Below are 14,948 nucleotides of genomic sequence, written 5' to 3' on the forward strand. Positions count from 1 at the left end.
CAGGTGTGTGAACCACATCACGCGGACTGTGCCGACCCGACCTTGACGGGGGACCCTGGGAGGCATGTCGCGCAAAGCCCCCGAACAGGACATCGACGAGTCGGCGCTGTCCACGCACCACCCGAAGGACCACGCAGCAGGCGTGAAGGCGGTGATGGTGTCGTTGCGCCGCGGCTGGGAGCAGATGGGCGCCGGCCGCACCATGCTCACGTTGCCGCTGCTCAACCAGCGTTCCGGGTTCGACTGCCCGGGCTGCGCGTGGCCGGACCCGCAGGAGGCGGACGGCGACAAGCGCAGCCCCGCCGAGTTCTGCGAGAACGGTGCGAAGGCCGTCGCCGAGGAGGCCACCACCCGGCGCGTCGACGCCGAGTTCTTCGCGAAGCACTCCGTCGAGGAGCTCGCGGGCATGAGCGACTACTGGCTGGGGCAGCAGGGGCGGCTCACCCAGCCCATGATCAAGCGCAGCGGCGACACGCACTACCGGCCGATCGACTGGGACGCCGCGCTCGACGTCGTCGCCGACGGGCTGCGCGCGCTCGACCACCCGGACGAGGCGGCGTTCTACACCTCGGGCCGTACCAGCAACGAGGCCGCGTTCCTGTACCAGCTGCTGGTGCGCAGCTTCGGCACCAACAACCTGCCGGACTGCTCGAACATGTGCCACGAGTCGTCCGGCTCGGCGCTGACCGAGACCATCGGCATCGGCAAGGGCTCGGTGTCGCTGGCCGACGTCGAGCACGCCGACCTGGTCATGGTGGTGGGGCAGAACCCGGGTACCAACCACCCGCGGATGCTCTCCACCCTGGAGAAGGTCAAGGGCCACGGCGGCAAGATCATCGCGGTGAACCCGCTGCCCGAGGCCGGGCTGATGCGGTTCAAGAACCCGCAGAACGTGCGCGGCGTCGTCGGCAAGGGCACCGCGCTGTGCGACGAGTTCGCCCAGATCCGCATCGGTGGCGACCTCGCCCTGTTCAAGGCGCTGACCGCACTGCTGGCGAAGGCCGAGCTGGACGCGCCCGGCACCGTGCTGGACCGCGAGTTCATCGAGCAGCACACCCACGGCTTCGACGAGTTCTACGCGCAGGCCACCGACATCGACTGGGACGCGACGCTCAAGGCCACCGCGTTGTCCCGCGAGCAGATCGAGAAGATCGCGCGGATGCTCATCGAGTCCGAGCGGACCGTGATCTGCTGGGCGATGGGCCTCACCCAGCAGAAGAAGGCCGTGCCGACGATCCGCGAAGCGGTGAACCTGCTGCTGATGCGCGGCATGATCGGCAAGCCGGGCGCGGGCGTCTGCCCGGTCCGCGGCCACTCCAACGTGCAAGGCGACCGGACGATGGGCATCTGGGAGAAGATGCCCGAGAAGTTCATGGACGCGATGGAGGCCGAGTTCGGCATCCCCATGCCGCGCAAGCACGGCTACGACACCGTCGACGCGCTGCACGCCATGCAGGCCGGCGAGGTCAAGGCGTTCTTCGCCGTCGGCGGCAACTTCGTGTCCGCCACCCCCGACACCGCAGGCACCGAGCGGGCGCTGCGCGGCTGCGACCTGACCGTGCAGGTGTCGACCAAGCTGAACCGCTCGCACGCGGTCGCCGGGGACACCGCGCTGATCCTGCCGACGCTGGGCCGCACCGAGAAGGACGTGCAGGAGTCCGGGCCGCAGTTCGTCACCGTCGAGGACTCGATGTCGGTGGTGCACGCCTCCCGCGGCAGGCTCTCCCCCGCCTCCGGCACCCTGCTGTCCGAGGTGGCGATCGTGTCCCGGCTGGGCCGCAAGCTGCTCGGCGACGGGCACCCGGTGCGGTGGGAGGCGTTCGAGAAGGACTACGACGCGGTGCGCGAGCACATCGCCGCCGTCGTGCCCGGCTGCACCGACTACAACGAGAAGGTGCGCCGCCCGGACGGCTTCGTGCTGCCGCACCCGCCGCGGGACAGCCGCACCTTCACCACCACCACCGGCAAGGCCAACTTCACGGTGAACGAGGCGGAGCCGCTGGAGGTGCCGGAAGGACGGCTGCTGCTGCAGACCCTGCGCAGCCACGACCAGTACAACACCACCATCTACGGGCTCTCGGACCGCTACCGCGGCATCGAGGACGCGCGCCGGGTGGTCATGGTCAACGAGAAGGACATCGCCGCGCTCGGCTTCGCCGAGGGCGACCTGGTGGACATGGTCTCCGAGTGGCCGGGCAAGCCCGGACCCGACGGTGAGGCCACCGTGGAGGAACGGCGGGCGGAGGCGTTCCGCATCGTCGCCTACCCGACCGCGCGGGACTGCGCCGCCGCCTACTACCCGGAGGCGAACCCGCTGGTGCCGCTCGGCGCGGTGGCGGAGAAGTCGAACACGCCGGTCTCGAAGGCCGTGCTGATCCGCTTGGAGCGCTCGGCGGGCTGATCCGCGCACGACTGCAACCGAACCGGGCCGTCCGCACCGCGCGGGCGGCCCGGTTCGCGCAGCGGGCCGGATCACGCGGCAGGCCGAATCGCGCAGCGGGCCAGACCGCGCACCGGACCGGATCGCACAGCGGGCCAGATCGCACAGCGGCCGGATCACACAGCGGCCGGATCACGCAGCAGATCGAATCGCACGGCAGGCCGGTTCGCGCAGCGGGCCAGATCGCACAGCACACCAGATCGCACGGTGGCCTGAGCCCGGGCGGCGGCCGGGATTCCCAGCGTCCGCGCTTCCGGCGGCGTGCCCGGGTCCCCGCGGCGCCGGCTCCTCGGCGCACCCCGCGTACCCGCAATGGCCGGACCTCCCGGCGCGTCCCAGGTCCCCGCGGTAGCCGGACCTCTCGGCGCACCCCGCGCCCCAGCAGCGGCCGGACCTCCCGGCGCCTCGGCCACCCCGCGACGGCGATCCCCGAAGCCGCCCGGGTTTCCACCGCGGTCCGTCCGCCGGAGCCGCCGACAGCGCTCGGTTCAGGCCGCGAGCCGGTCCGGCAGACCCCGCGCCAGCTTGTCCGCCGCGGCCCGCGCCCCGAACCGCTCCACGATCGCGCGGCGGCACGGGCAGCGCCCCACCTGGTCGACGGACGCGCAGGAGAACACGCCGAGCAGGCGGATCGCGAACACCACCTCCGCCGGATCACCGACCCGGCGGGACACCGCGACCGCGACCGCGGCGGCGACCCGCCGCACCGCCTGGTCCCGCTCCCCCTCGCCGAGCACCAGGTCGTGCAGCCGCTCGACCGGCAGCCGGTCGGCCCGCTCCACTCGGGCGGCGAGGGCGGCGAGGACCCGGCAGGCCCGGCTCGCGCGCTCCGCCAGGAACTCCTCCCACGCCGGGCCGTCCACGACGGCCAGGCAGCGCTGCTGGACGGTGCGCGGCCACGGGTCGGTGACGAGCACGGCGATCGCCTCCCGCTCGCGCCGCCGCCGGTCCCGGACGTCGTCCGCGTGCACCCGGAACGCCCCCCGACGTCCGCAGAACCGGTGCTCCTTGCAGTACCGCGACGGGTAGCTCGAACTCACCTTGTTCCGGCAGGGACGCCCGGACAGCGTCCGCGCGCTCCCGCACAGGTGGGAGCGCCCTCGTTTGATCCCCATCCCACCGAGATCGGCAGGGCCCGCGAGGCCGCGTACCGCCCATCCAGCGGTCCCGCTCCGCCGAACGTGGGCATCGCCGCCGGAGCCGCCGGAGGACCGGCCAGGTCGGGTCGCGCGTCGGAGCTCACCGGCCGGGCCCCGGTCCGCGCGCACCGGAGCAACCCGGCGGACCTCGGCGGACGGGCGGCCACCTCGGCACTCGGGGCAGCGGCGCCCGCCGTCCGGGGCAACTCGGGGCAAGATCGACGACGTAGCGGAACGAGATGGATACACTCCGTACTCGTTGGGAGGCTGATCATCATGACCGGCGATTCCTCCGCCCGACCCCGACCCGAGCGCAACGAGCGGCTGCGCCGCGCCCGGGAAGCCCTGCCCTCGCGGGTGGCGCCCGGCGAACCGCTCTCCCGCGCCGAGCTCGCCGAGGCCGTCAACGACCACCTGCTGGAGTCCACCGGCAAGCGGTGGGCGCTCGACGCGCACCACATCGCCAAGTGGGAGCGGGGCGCGGTGCGCTGGCCCACCGCCGCCTACCGGGCCGCGTTGCGGGCCGTGCTGGGCGCCGTCGACGACGCGGCGCTCGGCTTCCGGCCCCGGGGCACGACCAGCGCACCCAGCGGCGCCCCTTCGTCCACTGTGGACTCCATCCGGGTGGTGTCGGCGTCCTTCCAATCGGCCGACCGCAGCGTGGGCGGCGGCACGCTCTACGAGACGGTCCGGCACTACTTCACCACCGCGGTGCTGCCGCTGGTGCGGGCCGAACCGCAGCGAGCCGAGGTGCTGGCGGCGGCGGCCTCGGTCGTCGAGCTCGCCGGGTGGATGGCGCACGACAGCGGCAACGACGTGCCCGCGCGGGAGCACTTCCACACCGCGTACCGGCTCGCCGCGGGTGCCGCCGACCACGCGCTGCAGGCCGAGGTGTGCGCCTCGCTGTCGCACCTGTCCACCGAACTCGGCCAGCCGAAGTCCGCCGCCGATTACGCGTTGAACGGCCTCACCCACACCATCGGCACCGCGGGCACGTCCCGCCTCGTCGCCCGGTTGCACGCGTTGCACGCGCGGGCGCTGGCCGCGCAGGGCGACCGGTACGGCACCGAACGGCGCCTCGCGCTGGCCCGGGAGCAACTGGCCGTCGTCGACGAACCCTGCCGCTGGATCGCCCCGTTCGACCGGGCGTCGCTGGCCAGCGAGACCACCGAGTGCTGGCGCAGCCTCGGCGACCTGCACCGCGGGGAACGGCACGCCCGCGAAGCCGTCGGGCTGCGGCCACCGGAACGGGTGCGCAGCAAGGCGTTGAGCCTCGTCTCGCTGGCCCAGGTGCTGTTCGACGCCGGGCGCTACGACGAGGCGGCGGCGACCGGCAGCACGGTGCTCGCCGCAGCTCCCGCCCTGTCCTCGGCCCGCGTGCACGAGCGCCTCACCGCCTTGGCGAACGCGCTGCTGCCGCACCACCGCGACCCGGCCGTCGCCGACTTCCTCGCCGCCCGCGCCACCCACCACCTCCGCGACACCGCCTGAGCCGTCAGGGGCGCGGGAAGTCGGCGGCCGTGGCGGCGAGGTCGGACCAGGGATCTCGCTTGCGGGCGAGGCGGCGCGGGAGGTTCGCGAGGCCGTAGGAGCGCGGCGTCGCCTTCGACAGCTCGGCGAAGTCCAGCGGCGCCGCCGCGGGCGCGCCGTCGCGGGCGCGCAGCGAGCAAGGCGCGATCATCGTCTGCCCGTAGGCGTTGCGCCCCACGTCCAGGAAGATCCGGTCGCCCCGCGCGTCCTTGCGCTGCTCGGTGGTGAGCCGCTCCGGCGACGCGCGCACCGCGTCCTGCGCCATGTCCCGCACCGCCGCGCGCACCTCGTCGAACCCGCGGCGGCCCGCCAGCGGCGCCACCACGTGGAAGCCCTTCCCGCCGGTGGCCTGCAGGTGCGGGGCGAGGCCCGCGTCGGCGAACCGGTCCCGGAACTCGCGCACCACCGACCGCAGCTCCGCGAGATCCGCGTCCGGCGGCGGGTCCAGGTCCACCACCAGCAGCAGCGGCCGGTCCGGCTCGTCCACGGCGGCCAGGCCCACGTGGAACTCCAGGCACGCCTGGGTGGCCAGGTAGAGGACTGTCGCCGCTCCGTCGCACACCACGTGGTGCACCGGCCCGCCCGCTCCGCGCTGCGGCACCGGCTCGACACGCACCCAGTCCGGGAAGTGGAGGGACGCCTCCTTCTGGAAGAAGCCGGGCCTGCCCACCCCGTCCGGGAAGCGACGCATCGTCAGCGGTCTGCCGCGCAGGTGCGGCACCATCCGGTCGGCGACGGCCCGGTAGTACTCGGCGACGTCCCGCTTCCGGTAGCCGTCCGCCGGGTACAGCACCTTGTCCGGGTGCGTCAGATCGATGCGCTCGTCGCCGGCCGCCAGCGCTTCGGTGCCGGTCACCGCTCCGCGTCCCGTCCGGCGGCGACGTCGGCGTTGGTGCGGCCGGAGAGCACCGACTCCGGCCGGGTGCGCGCCGGGTTCCGCCGCCGGTCGGCGCCGTCGTCGTCGACCTTCACCAGCAGCCACTCCTCGCGGCCGCGCAGCGGAGCGCGGGTGAGGGCGAACGCGCCGGTCAGCTTGCTCCCCTCCAGCAGCACCTTCACGTGGCCGCGGTCGAGCGCCTCGGCCATCTCCACCGGTCGCCCGCGGTGCTCGGTGAGGTTCCGGTACCGGCCGGTGTCCCAGACGACGACGGTGCCCGCGCCGTAGCCCTCCGGGATCGTGCCCTCGAAGGACGCGTAGTCCAGCGGGTGGTCCTCGGTGGGCGTGGCCAGCCGCTTCTCGCTCGGGTCGGTGGACGGGCCCTTCGGCACCGCCCACGACTTGAGCACGTCCCCGACCTCCAGCCGGAAATCGAAGTGCAGCGTGGAGGCGTCGTGGCGCTGCACCACGAACAACGGCTCCTCCCCCGGCGCACCACCGCCGGGTTCGCCCGACCGCGCCAGGTCGCGCTTGTCCCGGTACTCGCCGAGCTCGTCCCGTGCCATGCCGCAGCCGTACCCGCCGCGGGCACCCGGCACACCCGCAGGTCAGATCAGCTGCACTGCCACAGGAAGCGGCCCTGCCCGCTGGCCTCGTCGAGGAACGCGTACCCGACCCCGGCGTCGCCGAAGTCCACCTCGAACGGGAAGTCGACCGAGCTGTCGAACTGCCCCACGAACCGGAACGGCTCCCCCGGCGACTCGTCGCCCTGCAGCCACTGCGGTGCCCCGCCGAGCCGCGTCGCGAAGTCGTCCACGTCCACCTCGCCGTCGAACGGCGCGAGCTCCACCCGGTGGTCCGGCCCGAACGTCGGCCCCTTCGCGATCGTCGCGACCTGGTAGAAGTCGGCGGGCTCACCGGGCTGGGCGAAGAACGCGTTCTCCCCCGAGTCGGGCGCGAACGTGTCCACCACCTCGTCCGCCGTCTCCGGGTAGTCCTCGGTCAGGAACAGGTAGGCCAGGCGCACCTGCTCGCCGGGCAGCCGGATCTGCCCGAGGAACCGCATCGGCCTGCCGTGCTCCTCGGACATCGGCCACTGCGGCGTCGACAGCCACACCGGCTGCCCGCCGAACTTCGTGACCGGCTCGGTGATGGGCTCCTCGGATTCGACGAAGCGGAGGCTCTGGCGGGGCTGGGCGGCGAGGTCGGGCATCGGAATCCTTGCTGTAGCGGGGTTCCCCGGCGCATGTCCGGTGTCCCGCGAGACCCTAGCGATCTCACCCGTCCGAACCATCCTCCGCCGGTCGGGCGGTGCCGATCTCACACCCGAACGGAGCAGTCGCGGACGCCTGGCCGGGAGCCCGGGCGCGCGGCGCATACTGGGACCGTTGCGGCATCCGAGCCGAGCCGACCCAGGAGGCTGACGATGGGACGAGTCACCGTGCGGCGCCCCGTGCTCCGCGTGACCGAGAGCGGTTCCCGAACCAGGCCGGACACCCTCGCCGCTGAGGAGCCGCTGGAGATCCGGGTCAACGGCCGCGCCCTGTCGGTGACGATGCGGACCCCCGGCCACGACGTGGAGCTCGCGCACGGCTTCCTGCTCACCGAACGCGTCATCGCGGACAAGGACGACCTGCACAGCGCCCGCTACTGCGACAGCCCGGGGCCGGACGGGCGCAACACCTACAACGTGCTGGACATCCTGCTCGCGCCGGGCGTGGCGCCGCCGGACACCTCGGTGGAGCGCAACTTCTACACCACCTCCTCCTGCGGGGTGTGCGGGAAGGCGGCGCTCGACTCGGTGCGGCTGAGCACCCGGCACTCCCCCGAGCACGATCCGCTGGAGATCACCCCGGAGACCCTCTCCGCGCTGCCCGACCGGCTGCGGGCCGCGCAGAAGGTGTTCGACTCGACCGGCGGACTGCACGGTGCCGCGCTCTTCGACGCCGACGGGAACCTGCTGGTGTGCCGGGAGGACGTGGGGCGGCACAACGCGGTCGACAAGGTCCTCGGCTGGGCGGTGCTGGAACGCCGGGTGCCGCTGCGCGGCTGCGTGCTCATGGTGTCCGGGCGGGCCTCGTTCGAACTGGTGCAGAAGGCCGCGATGGCCGGGGTGCCGCTGCTGTCCGCGGTGTCGGCGCCGTCCTCGCTGGCGGTGGAGCTGGCCGCCGAGCAGGGCATGACGCTGATCGGTTTCCTCCGCGGCAGCTCGATGAACGTCTACACCGGCACCCACCGCGTCCTCGAACCCGAACCCACCCCGGTCCTCTGAGCGAGCGGGCCGCCGACCTGCGGCGCTCAGCGGCAGGTGGCGGACCCCGCCGCGTCAGCCGTGCTCGGACTTGTCCGGCGCGTAGCCGCCGACGAAGTCGACCACCTCCGGCAGCGCCAGCCGGTAGTAGCGGCTGTTGTGGCCGCCGGGGGTGCTCACGGACGCGATCTCCGGGCGGGCCTTGCGGACGAACTTGCGGGTGCCGGAGATGAACCGGTCCCGGGTGCCGCACCACACGCCGAGCGGCACGTTCCCGAGCTCCGGGATGTGCCGCATCGGGTCGATGTCGCTCCAGTCGGCCTCGTCGGCGAACGCGCGGCGCCGCGCCATCTCCGGCCAGTTGGTGATGAGCGCCGGGGACACCACGGCGGTGGCCTCCACCGGGATCTCCAGCTCGTTGCGGCGCCGGGTGTAGAGCAGCGCGCCGAACCCGCCCATCGAGATCCCGGACACCGCGAACGGCTGCCCGTCGTCGCCGCCGATGCCGCGTTCCGCCAGCCAGCGCGGCACCTCGTCCAGCAGCATCCACATCGGATCATCGCCGAAGCGCTGGTGCCAGTAGCTGTTGCCGCCGCCGTCGACGGCGAGGAACGCGAACGGCGGCACCTTGCCGGTGGCAACGGCCGTGGTGAGCCAGCTGGGCAGGCCACCGGCCGACTTGCGGGCGTCGCCGAACCGGCCGTGCAGCATCAGGCACACCGGAATCCGGTCCCGGGACACCCCCTGCGGGTACATGGTGACGATCTCGACCTCGCGGTTGCGGGCCTGCGAGTGCACCCGCTCCACCGAGACGTTGCTCTGCTTCGCCAGCGGCAGCGGCTCGGCGGGCACCAGCGCGCCACCGGTGTCGCTGGTCAGCCCCAGGCCGAGCGCCCCGGCCCCGGCCAAGCCGGAGGCGAGCAGGGTGCGCCGGTTCGGCATCGGGACGTTCCGCGGCTTCCCGCGCTGCATGGCACCTCCGGGCCTTCGTTCCCTCCGACCGTCCATCGTGCCAACGCCCGTCGGCGCTACCGGACCTGCCCCGCCGTGACCGAGAGCTCACCCACGTCGCGCCGGTCATGACCTCCGTCAACGGGCCCCTTCGGGCACCGCGGACCAGCCCGCGACGTGCGGGGCGGTGCCGAACCGGTCGGCCACCGGGACCGAGCCGTACATCGCCCAGCGCAGCAGGGCCGGCCACGGGCCGTAGCCGGCGGCGAGGTCCAGGCCGCGGCCGTCGGCGAGCACGTCCAGCTCGACCCGCAGCCGGTGCGCGAGCGCGTGCGCCGCGCACACCGACAGCTCCGGGTCCTCGGTGCCCGCCACGATCCGCGTCGGACCGCCCGCCGCGCGCAGCGCGGGCGCATCCGGCTCCCCCGGCACGTCCGGACCCGCGCCGGGAACGCCCGGCTCGGCCGGGGCGACCAGCAGCACCCGGTCGGCCCGCCGCACCTCGTCCTCGCCCGGATCGGCCGCGTGCCGCAGCCAGGTGCGGGCGCCGCCGCGGTGCGCGACCACGGCCAGTTCCGCGTCCGGCGACACCGCGGCCAGCTCGGCGCGCAGCGCGGCCGTCCACCCCGCCGGCTCCACCGGGCCGGGGCACCGGGTGACGGTGGCGCCCGCTTCCCGCGCCCGTGCCGTCAGCCACTGCTGCCAGTGCCAAGGCCCGGAATCGGCCCCGCCCGGCACCAGCAGCACGTGCAGCTCGCTCATCGGCCCTCCCCCAGCCGGACGACGCAACCTCCATCCCGCATGATCATGCATGGCGCGCGGTGCCGCTGGGCGATCTGGAGATCCGGAGCGGGAAACCACCCGCGCGGGACCCGGACATGACACCGCCGCCGCCCCGGAACGGGACGGCGGCGGCAGTGCGTGCGATGCGCGCGGTCAGGCGGACTTCTCGCGGCGCTCCCGCCGCGTCGCCTGCCGGGCCACGATCGTGGGGTTGACGTTCTCCCGGACGGTCTGCTCGGTGATGACGACCTTCGCGACGTCGGTGCGGCTCGGGATGTCGTACATCACCGGCAGCAGCACCTCCTCCAGGATCGCGCGCAGGCCGCGGGCGCCCGTGCCGCGCAGGATCGCCTGGTCGGCGACCGCCTCCAGCGCGGTGCGGGTGAACTCCAGCTCCACGTTGTCCATCTCGAACAGCCGCTTGTACTGCTTGATCAGGGCGTTGCGCGGCTCGGTGAGGATCTGCACCAGCGAGGGCTTGTCCAGGTTCGTCACGCTGGCCACCGTGGGCAGCCGGCCGATGAACTCGGGGATCAGCCCGAACTTGATCAGGTCCTCGGGCAGCACCTCGGAGAACCGGTCCGCGGAGTTCGCCTCCTCCTTCGAGCGCAGCTGGGCGCCGAACCCGACGCTCGCCTTGCCCACGCGGTCCTCGACGATCTTCTCCAGCCCCGCGAAGGCCCCCGCCACGATGAACAGCACGTTCGTCGTGTCGATCTGGATGAACTCCTGGTGCGGGTGCTTGCGGCCGCCCTGCGGGGGCACGCTCGCCGTGGTGCCCTCCAGGATCTTCAGCAGCGCCTGCTGCACGCCCTCGCCGGAGACGTCGCGGGTGATCGACGGGTTCTCGCTCTTGCGGGCGATCTTGTCGACCTCGTCGATGTAGATGATGCCCGTCTCGGCGCGCTTCACGTCGTAGTCGGCCGCCTGGATGAGCTTGAGCAGGATGTTCTCGACGTCCTCGCCGACGTAGCCCGCCTCGGTGAGCGCGGTGGCGTCGGCGATCGCGAACGGCACGTTGAGCATCTTCGCCAACGTCTGCGCCAGGTAGGTCTTCCCGCAGCCCGTGGGACCGAGCATCAGGATGTTCGACTTCGCGAGCTCGACGTTCTCCTCGCGGCTGTCCCGGGCGCGCTCACCCATCTGGATGCGCTTGTAGTGGTTGTAGACCGCGACCGAGAGGTTGCGCTTCGCCGGGTCCTGCCCGATGACGTACTGGTCGAGGAACTCGTGGATCTCGGTCGGCTTGGGCAGCTCGTCGAGCTTGACCTCACCGGCCTCCGCCAGTTCCTCCTCGATGATCTCGTTGCAGAGATCGATGCACTCATCGCAGATGTACACGCCGGGGCCGGCGATGAGTTTTTTCACCTGCTTCTGGCTCTTCCCGCAGAAGGAGCACTTCAGCAGGTCGCCGCCGTCACCGATACGTGCCATGACCGCTGACCCCGTCCCCTCCGACACGCCGTCCGGTGACGTGCCTGACCGTATGTGCTCGTTCCGACGGTACCTGCCGCTCCCCGGATTCGGGGAGACTCGCAGACTCCGCTGCTCGCCAGTCTCCGGCATGCACCGGGTGCGGCGGCCGGTGGCCGCGCTCCCGGCGTGTCGCGGACGCCCGGCGCGTCGAGCGCACCACAGCATCCCACTCACCGGAACGCTCCCGCGAGCGGCTTTCCCGCACCGCACCGCCGTGATCAGCGGAGCAGGGCGCCGCGCAGGCACCGTCGTAGATCAACATCTTCGCAGCGGCGGCACTCCGTGCCGCGACCACCCCGGGTGCGCGGCGACCCCCTCACCTCGATCCCGCCGGCCGAACCGACGGGCCGGGCGCGAGGAGGCCACCGCGGCACCACCTCCGGTCGCCACGCGGGCCGACCGGATCAGGACTGCGCGGACAGCTTGCGGTAGGGCAGGACCTCGTCGACGATCCCGTACTCCCGCGCCTGCTCCGCCGTCAGGATCTTGTCCCGCTCCACGTCCCGGCGGACCTGCTCCTTGTCCTTGCCGGTGTGCGTGGCCAGCGTCGTCTCCATCAGGTCGCGCATCCGCTGCACCTCGTTGGCCTGGATCTCCAAGTCGGAGACCTGGCCGTAGATGCCCTCGGTGGACGGCTGGTGGATCAGGATGCGGGAGTTCGGCAGCGCGAGCCGCTTGCCCTTCGTGCCCGCCGCCAGGATGACCGCCGCCGCCGACGCCGCCTGCCCCAGGCAGATCGTGCGCACGTCCGGGCGGACGTACTGGATGGTGTCGTAGATGGCCATCAGGGCCGTGAACGAACCACCCGGCGAGTTGATGTAGATCTGGATCTCGCGGTCCGGGTCGTCCGACTCCAGGAACAGCAGCTGCGCCATCACGTCGTTCGCCGACGCGTCGTCCACCTGGACGCCGAGGAAGACGATGCGCTCCTCGAACAGCTTGTTGTACGGGTTCGACTCCTTCACCCCGTACGCGGTGCGCTCGACGAAGGAGGGCAGCACGTACCGGGACTGCGGAAGCTGGAATGAGCTCACGACAGGTGACTCCTCGTTAGTGGTTCCGGGCGCGCGGTCAGCTGGGCAGGTTCGCCGCGGAGGCGATGTGGTCCACGAAGCCGTAGTCGCGGGCCTCTTCCGCCGTGAACCAGCGGTCGCGGTCCGAGTCGGCCGTGATCTTCTCCACCGTCTGGCCGGTCTGCTCGGCGATCAGCTCCGCCATCTCCCGCTTGTGCTTGGTGAACACCTCGGCCTGGATCGCGATGTCCGAAGCCGTGCCGCCGAGACCCGCCGACGGCTGGTGCATCATGATCCGCGCGTGCGGCAGCGTGAACCGCTTGCCGCGAGCACCGGCGGACAGCAGGAACTGCCCCATCGACGCCGCGAAGCCCATCGCGACGGTCGCCACGTCCGGCTTGATCAGCTGCATGGTGTCGTAGATCGCCATGCCCGCGGTCACCGAACCGCCCGGCGAGTTGATGTAGAGCGAGATGTCCCGCTCCGGGTCCTCGGCCGCGAGCAGGAGCAGCTGCGAGCAGATCTGGTTGGCCATGGTGTCCTCGACCTGGGAACCCAGGACGATGATCCGCTCCCGCAGCAAGCGCTCGTAAACCGAGTCGTTGAGCGAGAGCCCGTTCGTCGACCGCATGTGCGGCGTCGAGTCCGACGCCGGAACAGTCAGGTGCTGCGTCACGTCTCCCCTGCCTTCTTCCACGATGGGGGCTTCCACAAAGGACCGGCCACACCGACTGCGGCCGCCGACCCGCTGGGAACGCCTTGCTTTTCCGTCTCCGGTGATCCGCTTGCAACCGACCCTAACGAACGTGGGCGGCACCAGCTTCCCGGTACCGCCCACGTTCGCTCAGAGCTTGTGCATTGCTCCCGCCGTTCGCAGAATCCTTCCGCTCACGGCGAAATCATCGCGAAAGAACCGTCACTCGGACTTCGCCGCGGCCGAATCGTCCTTCGCGTCGGACTTCGCGTCCTCGGCCTGCTCGACCTCGCCCGGCACGACCTCCGGCTGCTCGCCTGCGTCGTCCTGCGAGCCGAACAGCTCGTCCAGGTCCAGCTCAGCGCCGGACGCGTCCACCACGGTGGCCTGGCGCACCACGGAGAACAGCGCCTTGCTGCGCCGCACGTCCGCGTAGATCGCGCCGAGCTGGCCGGACTGCTGCGCCTGCTGGACGTACTGGTCCGGGCTCACGCCGAAGCGCTGCGCCTGGTAGATGATCCGCTCGGTCAGCTCGTTGTCCGAAACGGAGACGTTCTCGGCGTCGGCGATCGTGTCCAGCACCAGCTGGGTGCGGACCGCCTTCTCCGCCTCCTCGCGGGTCTCCGCGTCGAACTGCTCGCGGGTCTGGCCCTGCTGCTCCAGCCACTCCGCGAACTTCGCCTCGTCGTGGTCGAACGGGTGGATCGCGTCGTGCTCGCGAACCTCCACCTCGGACTGCACCACGTTCTCCGGCAGCGGGACCTCGACGGTCTCCATCAGCGCCTCCAGGACCTTGTCCCGGGCCTGCATGCCCTGCTGCATCCGCTTGACGCGGCCCAGCCGCTCCCGCAGGTCGGCGAGCAGCTCCTCGGCCGTGTCGAACTCGCTGGCCATCTGGGCGAACTCGTCGTCCGCCTCCGGCAGGTGCCGCTCCTTCACCGACGCCAAGGTCACCGTGACCTCGGCCTCGCGGCCCGCGTACTCGCCGGCCACCAGGTCGGTGTTGAAGGTGTTCGTGTCACCCGCCGACGCGCCGATCAGCGCGTCGTCGATGCCCTCGATGAGCTGGCCGGAGCCGATCTCGTACGACAGGCCGCTGGTGCGCGCCTCCTCGACGTCCTCGCCGTCGACCGTGGCCGACAGGTCGATGCTGACGAAGTCGCCCTGCTGCGCCGGACGGTCCACGCCGGTCAACGTGCCGAAGCGGGCGCGCAGCTCGTCCAGCTGCTCCTGCACCTCGTCCTCGGTCGTCTCGACGTCGTCCACCGACACCGACAGCTCGCCGAACGCCGGAACGGTGATCTCCGGACGCACATCGACCTCGGCGGTGAACTCGATCTGGTCCCCGTCCTCGATCTTGGTGACCTCGATCTCCGGACGCCCGAGGGTGCGCACCTCGGTGCCGTTGATGGCCTCCATGTACTTCGCCGGAACCGCCTCGTTGACGACCTCGTCGAGCACAGGACCCCGGCCGATGCGGCTCTCCAGCACCCGGGCGGGAACCTTGCCCGGCCGGAAGCCCGGGATGCGGACCTGGTTGGCCAGTGCCTTGTACGCGCGGTCGAAGTTCGGCTTGAGCTCGTCGAACGGCACCTCGACGTTGATCCGTACGCGCGTCGGGCTCAGGTGCTCGACGGTGCTCTTCACGTGGTCTCCTAGTGCGAACGTGCTTCGGAACCCCGGCGGTGCCGGCGGGAGCGCCACCCCACGTCGGGGGCGCTCCGGCGACGCCGGGCTGACCTCCGAGTCTATTGCCCAGGCGAGACCCGGGCCCCCGGGGGTTGCCTCAGCCGG

Annotated in this window: 13 protein-coding genes; 3 read left to right on the forward strand and 10 right to left on the reverse strand. The window is 72.1% G+C overall.

The window, feature by feature from the left end:
- The first annotated feature begins 64 nt into the window (after positions 1 to 64).
- Positions 65 to 2,401 carry an FdhF/YdeP family oxidoreductase gene (locus tag AC29IT_RS14725; protein WP_488219033.1) on the forward strand — a complete coding sequence of 779 codons (2,337 nt, stop codon included), beginning with the start codon at positions 65 to 67 and terminating at the stop codon, positions 2,399 to 2,401.
- Positions 2,402 to 2,928: 527 nt separating this feature from the next.
- Here AC29IT_RS14725 and AC29IT_RS14730 read toward each other — a convergent pair.
- Positions 2,929 to 3,480 (reverse strand): hypothetical protein, encoded by a 552-nt coding sequence (locus AC29IT_RS14730; protein WP_358434552.1) that lies wholly within the window; start codon positions 3,478 to 3,480, stop codon positions 2,929 to 2,931.
- 375 nt (positions 3,481 to 3,855) lie between these two features.
- Between AC29IT_RS14730 and AC29IT_RS14735 the strand changes: the two genes are divergently transcribed.
- Entirely contained in the window at positions 3,856 to 5,070 is a 1,215-nt protein-coding gene (locus AC29IT_RS14735; RefSeq protein WP_488219034.1) for a helix-turn-helix domain-containing protein, read from the forward strand.
- 4 nt (positions 5,071 to 5,074) lie between these two features.
- Here AC29IT_RS14735 and ligD read toward each other — a convergent pair whose 3' ends face one another.
- Genes ligD through AC29IT_RS14750 form a run of 3 tightly spaced genes read right to left on the reverse strand, consistent with a single transcriptional unit; the run spans position 5,075 to position 7,199 of the window.
- On the reverse strand, positions 5,075 to 5,965 hold the full coding sequence (ligD, locus tag AC29IT_RS14740) for a non-homologous end-joining DNA ligase (RefSeq protein WP_488219035.1): 891 nt from the start codon (positions 5,963 to 5,965) through the stop codon (positions 5,075 to 5,077).
- Positions 5,962 to 6,552 (reverse strand): DNA polymerase ligase N-terminal domain-containing protein, encoded by a 591-nt coding sequence (locus tag AC29IT_RS14745; RefSeq protein WP_488219036.1) that lies wholly within the window; start codon positions 6,550 to 6,552, stop codon positions 5,962 to 5,964. Before AC29IT_RS14745 ends, ligD begins: the two co-directional genes overlap by 4 nt.
- Positions 6,553 to 6,599: 47 nt before the next feature.
- A complete protein-coding gene (locus AC29IT_RS14750; RefSeq protein ID WP_488219037.1) occupies positions 6,600 to 7,199 on the reverse strand; it encodes a YwqG family protein in 600 nt (199 codons plus the stop codon).
- Between the two features lie 213 nt (positions 7,200 to 7,412).
- On the opposite strand from AC29IT_RS14750, the gene fdhD reads away from it, so the two are divergent.
- A complete protein-coding gene (fdhD, locus tag AC29IT_RS14755) occupies positions 7,413 to 8,258 on the forward strand; it encodes a formate dehydrogenase accessory sulfurtransferase FdhD (RefSeq protein ID WP_488219038.1) in 846 nt (281 codons plus the stop codon).
- Between the two features lie 54 nt (positions 8,259 to 8,312).
- On the opposite strand, the gene AC29IT_RS14760 is transcribed toward fdhD, so the two are convergent.
- The 6 genes from AC29IT_RS14760 to tig form a co-directional block, all read right to left on the reverse strand.
- Positions 8,313 to 9,209 (reverse strand): alpha/beta hydrolase, encoded by an 897-nt coding sequence (locus tag AC29IT_RS14760; protein WP_488219039.1) that lies wholly within the window; start codon positions 9,207 to 9,209, stop codon positions 8,313 to 8,315.
- Positions 9,210 to 9,326: 117 nt separating this feature from the next.
- A complete protein-coding gene (locus AC29IT_RS14765) occupies positions 9,327 to 9,950 on the reverse strand; it encodes an RBBP9/YdeN family alpha/beta hydrolase (protein WP_488219040.1) in 624 nt (207 codons plus the stop codon).
- A gap of 174 nt (positions 9,951 to 10,124) precedes the next feature.
- Positions 10,125 to 11,405, reverse strand: a complete 1,281-nt coding sequence (clpX, locus tag AC29IT_RS14770; RefSeq protein WP_358434579.1) for an ATP-dependent Clp protease ATP-binding subunit ClpX — start codon at positions 11,403 to 11,405, stop codon at positions 10,125 to 10,127.
- A 446-nt stretch (positions 11,406 to 11,851) separates the two neighbouring features.
- Positions 11,852 to 12,481 (reverse strand): ATP-dependent Clp protease proteolytic subunit, encoded by a 630-nt coding sequence (locus AC29IT_RS14775; RefSeq protein ID WP_358434582.1) that lies wholly within the window; start codon positions 12,479 to 12,481, stop codon positions 11,852 to 11,854.
- A 37-nt stretch (positions 12,482 to 12,518) separates the two neighbouring features.
- On the reverse strand, positions 12,519 to 13,091 hold the full coding sequence (locus AC29IT_RS14780) for an ATP-dependent Clp protease proteolytic subunit (RefSeq protein WP_358434747.1): 573 nt from the start codon (positions 13,089 to 13,091) through the stop codon (positions 12,519 to 12,521).
- A 285-nt stretch (positions 13,092 to 13,376) separates the two neighbouring features.
- Complete coding sequence (tig, locus tag AC29IT_RS14785; protein WP_488219041.1) at positions 13,377 to 14,801, reverse strand: trigger factor; 1,425 nt, start codon at positions 14,799 to 14,801, stop codon at positions 13,377 to 13,379.
- Between the last annotated feature and the right edge of the window lie 147 nt (positions 14,802 to 14,948).

This window comes from Saccharopolyspora sp. MMCC62 (assembly GCF_057736575.1).